11 protein-coding genes are annotated in these 14,913 nt (G+C 56.7%); 8 read left to right on the top strand and 3 right to left on the bottom strand.

Annotated features, from left to right (window positions below; all coding sequences use genetic code 11):
• The first annotated feature begins 22 nt into the window (after positions 1 to 22).
• Positions 23 to 2,170, top strand: coding sequence for an acyltransferase family protein (locus tag UM93_RS07660; protein WP_045074778.1), 2,148 nt, complete (start codon positions 23 to 25; stop codon positions 2,168 to 2,170).
• Here UM93_RS07660 and UM93_RS17105 read toward each other — a convergent pair.
• Both UM93_RS17105 and UM93_RS07650 read right to left on the bottom strand, forming a co-directional pair.
• Positions 2,167 to 5,319: a glycoside hydrolase family 2 protein gene (locus tag UM93_RS17105; protein ID WP_157874118.1), complete on the bottom strand. Its 3,153-nt coding sequence runs from the start codon at positions 5,317 to 5,319 to the stop codon at positions 2,167 to 2,169. The two genes, UM93_RS07660 and UM93_RS17105, sit on opposite strands and share 4 nt — an antisense overlap.
• 7 nt (positions 5,320 to 5,326) lie before the next feature.
• Positions 5,327 to 7,384, bottom strand: a complete 2,058-nt coding sequence (locus UM93_RS07650) for a DUF6541 family protein (RefSeq protein ID WP_045074776.1) — start codon at positions 7,382 to 7,384, stop codon at positions 5,327 to 5,329.
• Between the two features lie 126 nt (positions 7,385 to 7,510).
• Between UM93_RS07650 and UM93_RS07645 the strand changes: the two genes are divergently transcribed.
• The 5 genes from UM93_RS07645 to UM93_RS07625 all read left to right on the top strand — a co-directional run bounded on the left by UM93_RS07645 (position 7,511) and on the right by UM93_RS07625 (position 12,114).
• Positions 7,511 to 8,287: a glycosyltransferase family 2 protein gene (locus tag UM93_RS07645; RefSeq protein ID WP_199921819.1), complete on the top strand. Its 777-nt coding sequence runs from the start codon at positions 7,511 to 7,513 to the stop codon at positions 8,285 to 8,287.
• Positions 8,284 to 8,700 carry a DUF2304 domain-containing protein gene (locus UM93_RS07640; protein ID WP_045074774.1) on the top strand — a complete coding sequence of 139 codons (417 nt, stop codon included), beginning with the start codon at positions 8,284 to 8,286 and terminating at the stop codon, positions 8,698 to 8,700. The genes UM93_RS07645 and UM93_RS07640 overlap by 4 nt, the downstream gene beginning before the upstream one ends.
• Positions 8,690 to 9,586 (top strand): glycosyltransferase family 2 protein, encoded by an 897-nt coding sequence (locus UM93_RS07635; protein WP_045074773.1) that lies wholly within the window; start codon positions 8,690 to 8,692, stop codon positions 9,584 to 9,586. Before UM93_RS07640 ends, UM93_RS07635 begins: the two co-directional genes overlap by 11 nt.
• A gap of 11 nt (positions 9,587 to 9,597) precedes the next feature.
• Positions 9,598 to 11,001: an MATE family efflux transporter gene (locus UM93_RS07630; protein WP_045074772.1), complete on the top strand. Its 1,404-nt coding sequence runs from the start codon at positions 9,598 to 9,600 to the stop codon at positions 10,999 to 11,001.
• Positions 11,002 to 11,082: 81 nt separating this feature from the next.
• Complete coding sequence (locus UM93_RS07625; RefSeq protein WP_045074770.1) at positions 11,083 to 12,114, top strand: hypothetical protein; 1,032 nt, start codon at positions 11,083 to 11,085, stop codon at positions 12,112 to 12,114.
• 92 nt (positions 12,115 to 12,206) lie between these two features.
• On the opposite strand, the gene UM93_RS07620 is transcribed toward UM93_RS07625, so the two are convergent.
• Positions 12,207 to 12,968: an acylneuraminate cytidylyltransferase family protein gene (locus UM93_RS07620; protein ID WP_045074769.1), complete on the bottom strand. Its 762-nt coding sequence runs from the start codon at positions 12,966 to 12,968 to the stop codon at positions 12,207 to 12,209.
• A gap of 190 nt (positions 12,969 to 13,158) precedes the next feature.
• Here UM93_RS07620 and UM93_RS17100 point away from each other — a divergent pair, with 190 nt between their 5' ends.
• Positions 13,159 to 13,863: a PglD-related sugar-binding protein gene (locus tag UM93_RS17100; RefSeq protein ID WP_052663679.1), complete on the top strand. Its 705-nt coding sequence runs from the start codon at positions 13,159 to 13,161 to the stop codon at positions 13,861 to 13,863.
• Positions 13,860 to 14,912 carry an N-acetylneuraminate synthase family protein gene (locus tag UM93_RS07610; protein ID WP_082057052.1) on the top strand — a complete coding sequence of 351 codons (1,053 nt, stop codon included), beginning with the start codon at positions 13,860 to 13,862 and terminating at the stop codon, positions 14,910 to 14,912. Before UM93_RS17100 ends, UM93_RS07610 begins: the two co-directional genes overlap by 4 nt.
• The last annotated feature ends 1 nt before the right edge of the window (position 14,913 follow it).

Raw genomic sequence — 14,913 nt, 5'->3', positions numbered from 1 at the left:
CGAAGTCTCCGAAGGAGATTGAATGAGCGAGCTCAAGAGCGGCGTCCTAAAACAGGGCAGCCAATCGTCGCCGAAGTCTGCGGTCCGCAAGGATATCCAGGGGCTGAGGGCGATTGCAGTAGGGCTGGTGGTGCTCAACCACCTCTGGCCAGAGCGGTTGCCTGGTGGCTACGTCGGCGTCGACGTCTTCTTCGTGATTTCTGGTTATTTGATCTCCAACCATCTGCTTAAGGAGCTTGAGGGCACCGGTAAGATCAGGCTTGGCCAGTTCTACGCGCGGCGTGCCAAACGACTACTGCCGGCTTCGCTGTTGGTGGCGACGCTGTCCTTAGTAGCCGCCTGGGTGTTCCTGCCATTTTCACGCTGGCTAGGCGTGCTGCAGGAGACTATCGCTTCCTCGCTCTACGTCGAGAACTGGTTCCTGGCGGCCAAATCGGTCGATTACTCTGCTCGCGACGAAGCCGCCTCCACCGTGCAGCATTATTGGTCGCTTTCGGTTGAGGAGCAGTTCTATCTGATCTGGCCACTACTGCTGATCGGGCTATTCGCAGTGGCCATCATGTTACGTCGACACAAGCGTTCGGTGACCCGGATCGGCATCCTGTTGGTGACCATAGCGGCGCTGATTTTCTGTATTTGGATCACCGCCACCAATAAGAGCCAGGCTTATTTCGTCACCCCGGCTCGGGCCTGGGAGTTTGGCGCTGGTGCCCTGGTTGCGCTGGGTCTGCCTGGTTTATTGAAGAAGCTCAGCCAGACACATCGTGGTCTCTTGCTGACTGGCTGCCAGTGGCTGGGCTACGCGGCGATTGTCTATTCCGCTTTTTTCTTTAACGAAGAGACGTTCTTCCCCGGGTTTTGGGCATTGGTACCGGTGTTGGGCACGGTGTTGGTAATCGCCAGTGGACCAGGCAGCGTTAGGGCTTCAATCGGTGGGGTGCTGGAATGGCGACCCTTCCAGGTACTTGGCGACATCTCCTACTCGCTCTACCTTTGGCATTGGCCGCTGATCATTATTGCGCCCGCTGTGCTTGGTCATGATCTCAACTTCTGGAACAAGCTGCTGATTCTGGTCTTAGGAATCTTGCTGGCCTATCTTTCGAAGAGGTTTGTCGAAGACCCGGGCCGCATCAAACTCTTCCGCGGCAGCAAGGCTTGGAAGCCGCTGCTGGCCACCGCGGCGGCGATGGCGGCGGTCTGCGCTCTTTGCGGTTCCATGTTCTACTTCTACCAGGGGGCCCAACAGGCTGAAGCTGCGGCGGTTCAAAGCTTCTCCCAGCAAGCCTGTTATGGGGCTGGCAGTTTGAACCCGAAGAATCGCTGCCCCGACCCGTTCGGGCCAGCGAAAGTCTCCAATATGGGTCCGAGCGAAACACCTTGGTTCAATGCGCCCGAGTGTAAGGGGGATGTCAATCCGATCAGGCTGAACGGAACGGCCTACCTTGCAGACTGCGATTTCACTCAGGGACGCAAAGCCACCGCTACCGTGTGGTTGATCGGCGACTCTCATGCCGAGCAGTGGAAGGCTGCTTTCTATCAGCTCGCCAGGCAGCAAAGTTGGCAGGTCAAGGAGAGCATGCTGGGTGGTTGTCCCTTTGTCGGGCTAAAACGAGTCGGATTCCTTGGCAAACCTGGCTTTGATCCGGCTGGGTCGGCCCGCTGCATTAACTGGTCGAACCAGGTATCCGAACGGATCACTCAAGAAAAACCCGACAAGGTTTTTGTCTCAGCCTTCGGCTCCCAGGAAACCGTAGATGACGGTACTGGCCGCTCGCAGCAAGACCAGTACGCAACGGAAGTAACCAAGCGTTTTCAGGCCTGGACAGCTGCCGGTCCGGAGATTTTCGTGTTGCGAGATACGCCGTTGACTCTCGGTGAAGTAAGCCCGGATTGTGTGGCCCTAAATCTGAATACCCCGCTGAATTGCTCAAGTAGCCGTAGCGATGCCTTAGCAGTGGATCCGGTGGCAGCAGCAGCCAGCTCAATGAATAATCCCAAGGTGAAAGTGCTGGATCTTTCTGATCAGTTCTGTGATGCTGAGCGGTGTTATGCAGTGATCGGTGGGCTGCAAGTGTTCTACGGTAAGGACCACGTGGCCAGGAGCTATATGAAGTCCTTAACCGCCGTGCTCGAAGAGCGGTTCAAGCAAGCACAGTCTGACAAGCCCTAAACCTGTCGTTTTCTACGCCTCAGGATCCACCAGAGTCCCGCAGCCACAACCAGCAGTAGCGCGGCGAGACCGCCCAGAATAGGCCAGAGCGCAGCACCCTGCGAAGCAGCGCCCTGCAAGCTAGCAATCACGACGCTGCCAGATTCTTGGGCAGTCACTCTGAGCTGGTTGCCGCCTGCTTGCAGGCCAGCCGGAACAGTGGTGGTCAACTTGGCCGAACCGTCGGCCGCGACCTTGACCGCACCGAGTGGGATCGAAAGCTGCTCGCCGTAAACGGTGAAAACCAGGTACTCGCCGGGCTGGAACCCGCCGGCGCTAATCACCAATTTATCGCCCGTTTTTGCTGAGTCCTGCGAGAGCGAGACTGAATTCGTCGCTGCTCTAAAAGTCTGATCGCAGGCCTTCAACAGAGTCTGGTTAGAGCTTCGTACCTTGGCCGCATCGACTTTGAGAGTCTTCCGGTCATAACTCATTAGGCCGTTTACTTCACGCTCGACGTCGCTAATCTGCGTATAGACGCTGCCAGACATCGTACAGGTGGAGCTGTTGTAGTCAATCAGCTTCTGATTATTGGCCAGGAAAGCATTGAGTAGGCTGCCTTCGGCCGGCAGGTACTGAACGAACTTTTCGGTCCAGCCATTACCTGCTGAGTAGTCATTAATACCGCCGTGTTCCCCATCGATATAGGCTCTCGGGTCATTGGCGGCGGGCTTGCCTAAAAAGGGCCCGGGATAACGGTGCTCGTCGAAGATCTGACCCGATCCGGCGGGGTGTTGGCCGCCGACTACGCCCAGATCAATCCGGCCCTTGTCGATATTCTGCCCTGAATGGGGGAGTAGCAATCTGCTGGGATCCCAGCGACCGACTTGTTGGGCGATGTCAGCGACCTCGGCATTCGACGGGGTCGACCAGCCCTCATTGAACAATGACCAGCCAACAATCGAGCCGAAGTTACTCAGGTCCTTGACGATTCGTTCGGCTTCAGCCAGGAAACGCTGCTGAGGGAGACCGCTCAGTCCTTTGCTGTAGGAGGCTGGGAAATCTTGGATAACCAGCAGACCGAGCTGGTCCGCGTAGTGGTACCACAGGTCTGATTCAACCTTCACATGCTCGCGCAAGGCGTTGAAACCCAGCTCTTTTATGGTTTCTAGATCATCGGATAAGGTCTGCGGGCTTGCCGGGGTATACAAACCATCCGGCCAGTAGCCTTGGCTCAAGGTGGCGTTGAGGAAGGTCGCTTTGCCATTTAGCAGAATCCGGGGCGGGCCCGAAGCGGTAGGGCTCACTTCGACTTTACGCAGTGCAATGGGGGAGGCCACGTTATCTGTTCCAGAGGAAACTTCCACCCGATAAAGCAGCGGATTAGAGGGCGTCCAAAGTATCGGGTCTTTCACCGTGATGAAGAGGTCCTGATTAGTTTTACCCTTGGTCTCCAGCAGCAGATTGCCTAATTGGTCCTTCAGCCGGATAGTTATTGATTCGGTGGTCTCGGAGCTTGACGCCTTCAGTCGAAGCGCCGAGCTAATCAACTTACCCGAAGCGTCAAAGGCGAGTTCCGGTGAAAGAGCAAGATTCTGGATGCCACGGCTCGGCCTTGGCTCTGCCCAGACGGTTTGCCAGATTCCGGAGACAGAAGTATAGAAAATGCCGTTAGAAGCGGTCGCCTGTTTTCCTACTGACTGCTGTTCCTTAGCGGTGGAATCTTCGACCTTGAGCACTATTTCTTGCGGCCCTTCGGGACGCAAATAGTCAGTCGCATCAATACTGAATCCCACATATCCGCCGACATTGTTCGGTTTGCCGGAGTGCAGGGCAGAGGTGTCAGGCATCACTTCACCGCTTTTAGTGAAGGTTTGCGAGAGGGGGATTTGATGACCATTGATGTAGACCCAGCTGGCATAGTCAACCGCACCGAAGTTGATCAAGTAGCGGTTATTACTACCAATCTGCCAACCGGGATCGACAGTGAAAGTACGTCGATATAAAGAGTAGTCGAAATGCTCAGTGACCCGGGAGAGCGCTGACTCCATTGGGTAAGGCACCACAATGTTCTGACGCAGTTTACTGCCGCTGGGAACCGGTGCATCCCTTCCAGTGGCCTGGAATTCCCAGATTCCGTTCAGGTTCTGCCATTTCTCACGTTCCAACTGTGGTCGTGGATAAACATCTCGGTAAGGCTGTTGCGGGCCTGCTAATTGCTGCTCATCGGCAGCCGCGAGTTTTTCGCCGTCGGGCGTGTACATCGCTGCGCTGGCATCGCCCAACAGAGTCGATTGGCTGGGGATGGCTTGCCCAGATTGGATCGACACAGATAGCGATGTTCGATGATTTAACTTGCCATCAAGTGAAATCTTGAGAATGTCCGGGTGTTGCGGCTCAGGACTAACCGCAGTGACGCGGATTGGCCTGACTTTATCGTTGCCGGCAATGATCCTGACCTCGTTCGCCGAGGGAACTGCGCTGCCAGCTGTGAAACGCTGCCAGATCGTCCCGCCATCTTCGGAGAGCAAGGTCCGGGGCGGGGCATCTTTTGGATAGTGAAAGGCAGAATTAGGTACGGTGCTCAACGGCTGACTACTGCTTGCAAACTGCAATACAAACCGGGCCTTGCCATTATTAGCAGTGGTTTTGCTGATCTTGGCGGTGAGTGGCACTGCTTGGCCAGCGGTCAAGTCGGCGACCACGGTTGGCTGGCCTGGTTTGATGGTGACGCCCTTAATCGTCACTTCGTCCTCGGTGTTTTGCATGGCCAGCAGAGAAAAGGTGTACGTCTCCGAATACTTCGGCGTAAAGCTGCCCGCAATCGAGAGCGTGCTGCGGTTCTCTCCGAGGGCGTCAAAGACACCAGCAGTGGTGGGAAAATTCAAATTGGGTACACCGAGGAACACTTGGGCGGAATCCGCTTCGGTGCTCAATTGCAATCCCGAGGCGGTGGCCAGTGAGTCTGCTGAAGCGGCCGGTGTCTTGGTGACAGATGAGGCTTGCGATTGGCCGGCAGCGGGGAGCGGCAGAGCAGCTAAGATCAGCGCAGTAAGCAGACCAAACGTCAGTAAATGAACGCCGTCGAAACGGGGCAGGCCCTTGTTACGACGCGGGTGATGAGCCATCTGCATTGAGATGGCCTTCTTCCGGGCAAGCCAACGAGACATCAGTCAATTACCCGCAGGCAGTAACTTTATAGAGCCGGGCAGTACCCACTTCTTTGACTAACTGCATTCCCGGAGCGCTTTTGTCCATTAGATCCCGCAGGCCGATGAAGGTTTGCGGACCTGGAACGATTTCTGAGTCGCCGAAGTCGAGTGCCCAGTAGGCTTTGAGCTTGGTGATCACCGGGCAAACGGACTTATTGTAAGCGGCTTCATCCCAGTGATCGAGGAGCAACTGTTCATCGGGGGAGCGAATACCGAAAATGTGCGGAGTGAGCGGCTGACGATTCGCGATCGCATAGACCAACGAGCCACCGGTGCGAGGATTGGAAACCACCACATCAGAAGTCGGCACAATAGCGGCAACTGAATTGAGGATTGTCAGTTCATCGCTGGTAATCAAGGCCGATGTTGGGGTGGTTTGGAAGATGAGACCGATCCGATTCTGCACATTGGACAGTGTGCCTCCCTGGGCAGCCGCGCCGGAGCCCAGGATCAGTACCATCATCACCGCAATCGCCGAATAGGCAGGCAGTCGTTTAGCGATTGGACGGAGTGCGGGGGCCAGCAAACCGGGCTCATGCAGGCCACGATCACGCAGCGAAGTGATCGATGCACTGATCCGCCGGAAGATCCATTCGGCTCCAATGACCACGACGGGAAGAGTGACGGTGGGCAGCAGCGCCGCGAGCCGGAATGTGTCGTTGTACCAAGCTCCGGTCCAGAAGGTTCTGAAATTGCCAACCGGCCAAGCAGAGACAATCAAGTACAGCGCTCCGCCGAAGACATAAATTGCCAATACCCACCAGTATTGCTTGAAGTTCCTGACAATCACGTACAGCCCGATCAGCGTCATTGTCAGTAGCACCCAGGAGGCTGTCGTTGCCATCGGAGCGCTGGAGAGTATCTCGCCGATGGCGCGGGCATTGGTCTGGATAGGAGTCCACGGGGCGGTATCTAGGCCCGGACGGACATAGATCCAGACCAGCGCGGTGACCAAGAAATAGCCCACCGTGAAAATAAACCAGAACAACAGATGGCGTTTTCCTGCCACTCCGCTTCGGGCGTCCAAAATACTCCGAATCAGGCGGGCAATCACCACCGGTGCGGCAAAGCCAAACAAAGCCACGATGACGCTGGTATGGGCGAGGGCAAGGCCCGGAATCACCGCGATCAAAAATAGTAGGCCCGGCCAGAACGAGGAAGATTTTTCTTTGCTCATGCCGAGGAAATCTATGGCTAAGCCGAGCGCTGCAGGAAGCAAGGCTATCGCTGTGTGGTTCGGGTAAAGAATGCCGAAACCAACCATCAAATAGGGGAAGCCGCTGGAAGCTGCAGAGAAAACGCCTGCACATAAAATCGCCACCGGTCGATTACCGATGATTCTGGTGATCAGGAATAGGCAACCCAACGGCCAAATAACTGCGCCGATGATGATGGTGCCAACGTTGGCCACCGCCATTACCGTTGAATTGCTCTGCATCAGTACCAAAGCCATCATGTCGTGCATGGCCGCCGGATAGAAACCCGCCGAGGTGTCGGTCATATTGCCAATGGTTAGCGAGGAGCCGTTATGGGTGTCTGCGATGAATCTGATCGCGTTGAGATGGTAGACGTTATCAAAAGTCTGCGAGAAGTTATTGGGGCCGCCGAAGCCTTTGAGGTAGCGGTAGCTCACAATAGCGGCCGGAATGATAGTAGCCGTCGCGATAAGTACTGGGGAAAGCCAGCGTGGCCGACCCGGCCCTAGGGGAATCGGGCCGTTGGAGGCGAGCACCCCGAAACCGCTCGAATCAGCCGCTCCTGACCTACGTAGCAGCAGCTTTCTGATCAGAAAAACTATTGCCGCGACAATTACTGTTGCGAGGTAGTAGAGGATTGGATTGAACGGTAGATGTACTTTGTCGAGGATAACCGCCAAAACCGAGGCCAAGCTGAACGACACCGGTGCAGCCAGCGAAACCAGGTTGAGTCGACGAACTCCGGCGGCTGCCAAAATAGCCAGGCCCGGGCCGAAGAAGACAATCATAGTCACCACAAAAGTAGGTATGGTTGACAACCAGGTCATAGGTAGGAGCTCCTCAGGGTCTGACGCTAACCCTCTAATTATGCCGCCTCAAGTAGTCCGATCCGACCATGATGATGCCGTGGCGTCCTCCGGAATGCCGTTATCTCCTTGATATAGTTGTCTGTTGTGACCGCTTCCATAACCCCCCGCGTGCTGATCATCATGCCCGCTTGGAATGAGTCGGAAGTGATCGGCGACACGATTCGGAGCGTCAATCAAGTCGTTCCGTATTCGATTCTGGTGGTCGATGACGGTTCCAAAGATGACACCGCAGCGGTCGCTCGGGAAGCGGGCGCAGAAGTGATTACGCTTCCCTTTAACCTCGGTGTCGGGGGAGCCATGCGTACTGGTTTCAAGTACGCGCTCCGGCATGGCTACAACACAGTGATTCAAGTTGACTCAGACGGCCAGCACGATCCGCTGGACATTGATCGCGTACTAGCCGGTTTACAACAAGCTGACATTTCGATCGGTGCGAGGTTTGCCGGACGTGGTAGCTACAGTGTGCGCGGACCCCGTAAATGGGCAATGTCGGTGTTAGCAAGGGTGATTTCCGGTGTGGCTCGAGTCAAGCTCACCGATGTCACCTCGGGTTTCCGGGCTGCCAATGAAAAAGCCATCCGGCAATATATTGAACACTTCCCCACCGAGTATCTGGGGGACACCATTGACTCGCTGATCGTGGCAGTCAAGTCAGGATGCCGTGTTGTCCAGGTACCAGTGGAGATGAAAGTTCGCCAGGCTGGCACACCTAGCACCAGCCCATTGAAATCCACCATCTACCTCGGTCGTTCTGGTCTGGTGCTTGCTTTTGCACTGGCTAGGCGAAGGATCAAACAAGATCCAAGGGCGGTCTCGGTGCACGAGCAAGAAACAGACAGGCTAGGAGGAGCACAGGGATGAGCGTCGCCTTCTCACTGGTGATCTCCATTGCGATGATCATCGCGATTCTTTGGCTTTTGCGCACCGGTAAGCTTCGCGAGAAGTATGCGGTGCTCTGGATCATCGTCGGCGTGGTGATGACCGTTCTCGGGCTTTTCCCGAGTCTGCTGGAATGGTCTGCGCGACTGCTTGGCGTAGTGGTGCCAGCCAATTTACTCTTCGCACTCTCCATTGTGCTTTTGCTCGGTGTGAGTCTGCATGTGTCCCGGGAACTGACCATTCTCGAGGATGAGACCAGAACGCTCGCTGAGGAAGTCGCTATTCTACGCGCTATGGTGGAACGAGCGGCCTCAGCCGAGAAGGTCAGCAATGAAGACCCTCAATACCCGGCGGCGCCGGAACATTTACCCAGGAAAGAAAATAATGACCATTGACGTAATGCTGCCCTACTACGGGGACGTGGCCATGATGAAACTAGCCGTCGATTCGATCCTGACTCAGGAGGATCGGGACTTCCGGCTCACCATTGTTGATGACGGTTATCCCGATGACTCGCTGCCCGCCTACTTCGCTGGGCTGACCGAAAGCGACGATCGAGTTCGCTACCTGCGCAACGAGCAGAACCTTGGCGCCAATGGTAACTACCGTAAGTGCTTAGGGCTGCTGGAACACGAGTACGCGGTCATTATGGGTGCTGACGACGTCATGCTGCCTAACTACATCGCCACCATCCGTCGTGCTTTCAAGAACGCTGAGGTCGACATTGTGCAACCCGGCGTCGAGGTCATCGATGAAAATGGCGTGGTTTACAACCCGCTGGGTGACAAGGTCAAGGCGTATCTACGTAACCGGACTGTCGGAGTCAGTGCAGATGCGGTGGTTTCCGGAGAGCCGATCGCTAAGAGCTTGATCACCGGTGATTGGCTGTACTTCCCTTCGGTCGCTTGGCGTTCCGAGGCACTGAAGAAGCACAGTTTCCGTGAGCAGTATGATGTGGTGCAAGATCTCGCCCTGGCAATGGACATCATCATGGATGGCGGAAAAATGATGGTGGCTGACACCGTGTGCTTCCAGTACCGCCGTCACCGTGAGTCGGATTCCTCGGTGCGGGCGCTTGACGGTCGTCGTTTCGCCGAGGAGCGAGCGTTCTTCGATGAATGTGTTCGCGACTTCCGCAAACTTGGCTGGAATGATGCAGCTGGTGCGGCCAAAGCACACCTGTCCTCTCGCCTGCATGCGCTGACGCTAGCGCCCAAGGTTGTACAGAAGCGGATGTGGCCCGGCTTGCAGAAACTTGTGGCACACGCCTTCAAGCCGTAAGCGATTTCCGCGTGACCGAGGTGTCAGCAAGTCCCGCACAGCAGACTGACTCGCGATTGGCCTTGCTCTATCTGCTGGGTTCACTGCTGCAAGGCCTGGCCCTGATCTTGATCCAGCCATTCGCGATTAGGGCTGTCGACGGTGTGCAGTGGGGGCTGATTTCCAGTTCCGTAGCGACAATTCAGATCGTCATCGTTTTGCTTTCGGCCGGGCTGCCACTAGCAATTACCCAGCGCTGGTTTAATCCCGCTAATGGGCGTGATCGGGCGCTGGGGATGTACGGTTTTCTGGCCTTGGCCTGTTTGCTGATCGGCGTTTTGCTGGCGATTGTGGTGCTAATAATTTCCGGCCTGGGCAGCGGGATTTCTTGGGAACTTGTCTGGGCAATGATTTCCCTTGGCCTGCTTGGCACCATTTTGGGAGCGCAGGCCATCCTGCGAGCACAGGGCCGTCCGCTGTTGTTTGTACTGCTCAGCATCGTTTCCTCGGTGCTGGCCAACTTAGCTGGCCTGCTCGCCTTGCTGGTGATTGGGCCGAGTGCGGCCAACTATTTGGGTGGCTATCTCATTGTGGTGCTTGCTAGCGCGGTTTTGGCGGTTTTGCTGGTGAAACCCAAGCTGCCCTGGAAAGTTACCGGGGTGCTGAAGGAAACCTCAGCCGTGGCGCTTCCGCTGCTGCCGCATACCGGAGCGCTCATGTTGCTCACCCAGGGTGCGGTGCTATTGCTGATTTCCACGGCCGGGGAGGTTTCTGCGGGGCGGTACGGGGCCGTTTTAATCTTCGTGCTAGGTCCGCTCACGGTGCTAAACGCGCTCAATAATGCCTGGTCCACACGGATGATGTCGGCTGTGGGGGAGGGCTCATCGACTCGACTCCGTCAGGTCGCCACCGAAGCTGCGCTGGCTGGTCTGCTGGTCGGCGCGGTGGCTTCGGCTGCAGCAGTTCTGGGAGCGACGGTGCTTAGCCGAGACCCTGAACTGCTAACCCCGGTAGCCACCATCCTGCCCTTGGCTTCGGTGGGATACGCGCTGTTTCTGGTGGCCACCAATGTCACCTATATCACCGAGCGAACCAGCATGATGGCGTATCTGACGCCCGCAGTGCTGCTCGTGGTGTTGCTTTTTGCACTGCCCCAGGTGCTGGCCAATAATCTCGGCGCCCTCGCGCTAGTGCACGCCGGGGGCTTCAGCCTTTTGGGCCTGGTGTACTGGTGGCTGAACCGTCGTACCAAAGTGGGCAAACTGCCGCTGAAGGCCTTTATCTGGTGCTTTGCGGTGCATCTGCTTTTGGTCGTAATGCTCAGCCTGATCCCGGTCACCCTCACTGCCGGCCTGCTAGAAGCTGCTGTGGTCTGGCTGTTGGCGCTTGGCTTCGCGGCCTTCGCGCTACGCAGAGCTAAGCGATCGGTCGCCTAGCGAGGCCCAGTTATGCTAAAGCACGAGGTGCTTCACCGGTTCTCCGTGTTTCCATCAACCTTCGAAAGTTATTAAGCTGCTATGGATATTCAGAATCACTACTACGGCCACTCGGCTGCGCTCGCTCATCACTGTGGCTTGACCCGGCTCCGCCATATTTCTGGGCTGTTGCAGCATGGTTGGACGGTGAGTAATCCGATCCTGGCGCAATTCGGTGACTTTTCAGACCGAGGTGCCAATCGCCGTCGCTTGGCTTGGACAAGTTCCTCCCGTGCCTGGTCAGTCGAAGAGCCTATTAGCTACAGCTCGAAGGGAGAGCCATTAATAGATGCGATTGGTGCGCCGTATCTATATCTACTCGACGCAATTCGAGCGGCCGGTAAGCTTCCGGAACGCACCGAACGTTCTCTGGTGCTGCCGTTGCACGGCACCGCTTTGTTGAAGGTCAATGGTGACCATCGGGCGTATGCCGAACTGGTGCGGCAACGGGAGGGCCAGGCGATGGTCAGCTTGCACGTTGAAGACTTACAGAATCCTGAAATAGCCGGGGCTTGGCAGGAGGCCGGGCATACCATCGTCAGCGCCGGAGAGCGCCGTGATCCATACTTCCTAGGCCGGATTGTTTGGATGATGACGACCTCGAAGCGAGTGATCTCCAATAGGTTATCGACGTCGAGCCTATATGCGGCGATCAGCGGTGCAGAAGTTGAAACTTATGGCCCAGAATTTCAACTCGGCTCCAACGCCGAGGTGGACCCCGGTGCGGTAATGCGTGACCTCTGGCCGGAGTTCTATCAGGAATCGCCGGACCAGGCTGCACTCCGTGAGATAGCCGCAGCCGAATTAGGAGTCGCCGATCAGCGTTCGGCGGAGGAACTCAAGCGAATTCTTGGTTGGGACGGTTCGACAATGAGCCCATTTTTTGAATATTGGTTGAGTGGACCGGTCAGCAAAGCCCAAGCCGTACTGGGAATAAAAAAGCGTCCCGAGGGCGCGCACGCTACCGAGGCTGGTCGCTCGCCCTTGCATTGGCTACGCCACCCGCTGAAGCACTTGCCGTCACCGCTCCCGGCCCTGCCGCCGCTCGCCCCAATTGAGCCGCTGAGCATTTAGGCATCGAATTGGGAGCAAGGACGCAGAGCTGAAGCGCATTCTCACCTGCTGCGTCCTAAGCTAACTGGTGAGAATATAGCGATTCGGTCAGCTCAGGACTCCACCTGGTACCCAGGTAGCGGGGCGATACCGGCTTTCACGATCGCTTCGATAATCCTGAATTCAGGTTCTTCGTCGATACTGAAGGCTTGGGTTTCGGGAATTTCGACATGCCCGTGAACTCCTTCGTCAAACCAGCTGTTCTCTAGTCTGCGGATGAATTCAGCACGCCAAACATAGAAGTTCCCGTTGATTCTCAAGAACCGTGGCACGTCTTGTCGACGCACTACATTCTCGCCTTCGGAGAAATAACGTTCCAATTTGTTTTCATTGGTCTTCTGCGGTTTCACCCCGACCCAGGTCGGGTTGAAGAATGCTTCCGAAACAGCGATCACGCCGTCAAGCTCCGGGCTCTCTTGAAGCGAATCGATGGCCGCACGGATGCTCTCAACCGTGCGGGTGGGGCTGGTGGGTTCGAGTAGCAAGACAAGATCGAACTGTGTCTCGGTCAGACTTTCCATCGTCTCTAAAGCATGCCTTAACACCACGCTGCTCGGTGCCAGATCGCCAGCAAGCTCATCCGGACGCATAAACGGCACTGAACCGCCAAATTGCCGAGCCGTCTCCGCGATGTCGGCATCGTCGGTAGACACTACGCAGGTGACATTCTCGCCAAGCATGGCAGCGATGGAAATTGAATAAGCGATCAGTGGTTTTCCCAGTAGCGGCTTGATGTTTTTGCCGGGTAGACCTTTGGAACCGCCTCGGGCGGGGATTATCGCAAGAACTTGTGGTTGCAGAGGGCTGGTTGTCATATCTCTTTCGGCCTTAAAGCAGATTGGGTGAGGTTTTTTATCAGCCTACCCTGGCTGAGTCGATAGCTTGCCAGAATGAATGAAGCGCAGCGGTTGGACGCCCTCGACGCCGTATGATGTGAGGATTACTGATCATCACTTTCAAAGGGCCACGGATGAATCTCGCGATAGCACCGAATCGAGTTGCCTAGTGTCGGGATGGTTGATCATCGGTGCGTCAGGGCACGGCAAAAGTCTGGCTGCGGTGATCCGCGGGCGAGGTGAAAGTGTGGTGGCCCTGAGCGATAGTTTTTTGATGGGTCGGCAAGAAGCAACGGGGAATGATGCTCGGACTGCGAGCTTGGTGACGTTCGCCAACTCCGATGGTAGTCATCCTGCCTATTATGCGGATGATGACCAGGCCCTTCTTTACGCTCTCGAACATTCACTGAATATCGCGCTCGGGATTGGCGATAATACCGTCAGAACACGGCTGGCTGAGAAAATTCTGGCCCGGACCGAACTTCGGCCGCTCTGTTCAGCATTGATTGCTAGTAGCGCCACGGTCGATCAACATGCGGAAGTGGCTGCCTTAGGGCAAGTCTTGGAGCATGCGCACGTCGGGCCAGCGGCGAGCTTGGGGCAGGCCGTGATTGTCAATACCGGGGCGATTGTCGAACACGATGCCGTGGTGGGCGCGGGCTCTCATCTTGCCCCGGCCTCGGTGCTGCTCGGTGCTGCTCGGCTGGGCTCGCAGGTGCTGCTCGGTTCCGGCGCGCGGGTATTGCCTGGAGTGGCAATAGGCGACAGTGCCAACCTCGGTGCCGGGGCGGTGGCGGTGCATGAGTTGCCCGGTATGACAACATATATAGGAGTCCCCGCCCGCCCAATGAACCACCGAAAGGCTTCACTGTGACCCACGAAACCCCTTCCGAATCAGTCTCTTTTGGCCCACACCGGATTGGTGCGCAGGAGGAGATCTTCATCATCGCCGAGGCAGGGGTCAACCATGACGGTGACGTTGCGGTAGCGCACGAACTGATCGACATTGCCGCAGACACCGGCGCCAATGCGGTCAAGTTCCAGACTTTCAAGGCCGACGCGCTGGTCACCGGCACGGCAGATACCACGCCGTATCAGAAGGAAGCGGGCTTCGCCGAGTCGCAGTCCGAAATGCTCACCAGACTCACCTTGCCCGATTCGGCGTGGGTCGAATTGCGGGATCATTGTGAGCAACGGGGAATCACTTTCCTGTCCACGCCTTTTGATTTCGAAAGCGCCAGAATGCTAGCCGAAATTGGGGTGCCCGGCCTGAAAATCGGTTCTGGCGAATTGACGAACACGCCCTTCCTCTCGGCTGTCGCCGAGTTCGGTATTCCCATGATTGTCTCCACCGGGATGGGAACTCGAGAGGAGATTGCTGCCGCGCTGAAAGCCACCGAGGCAGCTCCGGCAACCGTGTTGCTGCACTGTGTTTCCGCCTATCCTGCGCCGCTCGAAGAAGCCAATCTTCGTGCCATCCCTGCGCTCCGGGAAGAGTTCGGTGTAGAAGTCGGTTGGTCGGATCACACCCCCGGTGCGCTCACCGCGATTGCCGCCACCGCGCTTGGCTCGACCCTGCTGGAGAAGCACATCACCACCGATAAGACTCGCAACGGCCCTGATCACAGCGCCTCCCTGGAACGCGATGAATTCGCCGAATACGTTCGTTCGGTGCGTCAGGCGCACAGCGCTCTCGGCGACGGAAAGAAACGACGGATGCCCAGCGAAGAGGCGAACGCCCCTTTGGTGCGCCGCTCCTATCAGGTGGTCCGGCCAGTAACGGCGGGTGCCGTGTTGCAGGCGGCCGACGTGGCCATCCTGCGTCCAGAAGGGGGACTCGCGCCCTCTGCTCAGGTGATTGGCCGCCGAGCTGTACGGGACATTCAGGCAGGTGCCCCGTTGCTCGCTGAGGACCTCGCCTAAT

It is taken from the genome of Psychromicrobium lacuslunae (assembly GCF_000950575.1).
Lineage (GTDB): Bacteria > Actinomycetota > Actinomycetes > Actinomycetales > Micrococcaceae > Renibacterium > Renibacterium lacuslunae.
Note: the sequence above shows the minus strand (reverse complement) of the source record. Positions and strands in the feature narration are given on the sequence as shown.

Excerpts from the sequence above, each read along its gene's own strand:
- UM93_RS07660 (WP_045074778.1), top strand. The coding sequence starts at position 23 with ATGAGCGAGCTCAAGAGCGGCGTCCTAAAACAGGGCAGCCAATCGTCG.
- UM93_RS17105 (WP_157874118.1), bottom strand. The coding sequence starts at position 5,319 with ATGTCTCGTTGGCTTGCCCGGAAGAAGGCCATCTCAATGCAGATGGCT.
- UM93_RS07650 (WP_045074776.1), bottom strand. The coding sequence starts at position 7,384 with ATGACCTGGTTGTCAACCATACCTACTTTTGTGGTGACTATGATTGTC.
- UM93_RS07640 (WP_045074774.1), top strand. The coding sequence starts at position 8,284 with ATGAGCGTCGCCTTCTCACTGGTGATCTCCATTGCGATGATCATCGCG.
- UM93_RS07635 (WP_045074773.1), top strand. The coding sequence starts at position 8,690 with ATGACCATTGACGTAATGCTGCCCTACTACGGGGACGTGGCCATGATG.
- UM93_RS07625 (WP_045074770.1), top strand. The coding sequence starts at position 11,083 with ATGGATATTCAGAATCACTACTACGGCCACTCGGCTGCGCTCGCTCAT.
- UM93_RS07620 (WP_045074769.1), bottom strand. The coding sequence starts at position 12,968 with ATGACAACCAGCCCTCTGCAACCACAAGTTCTTGCGATAATCCCCGCC.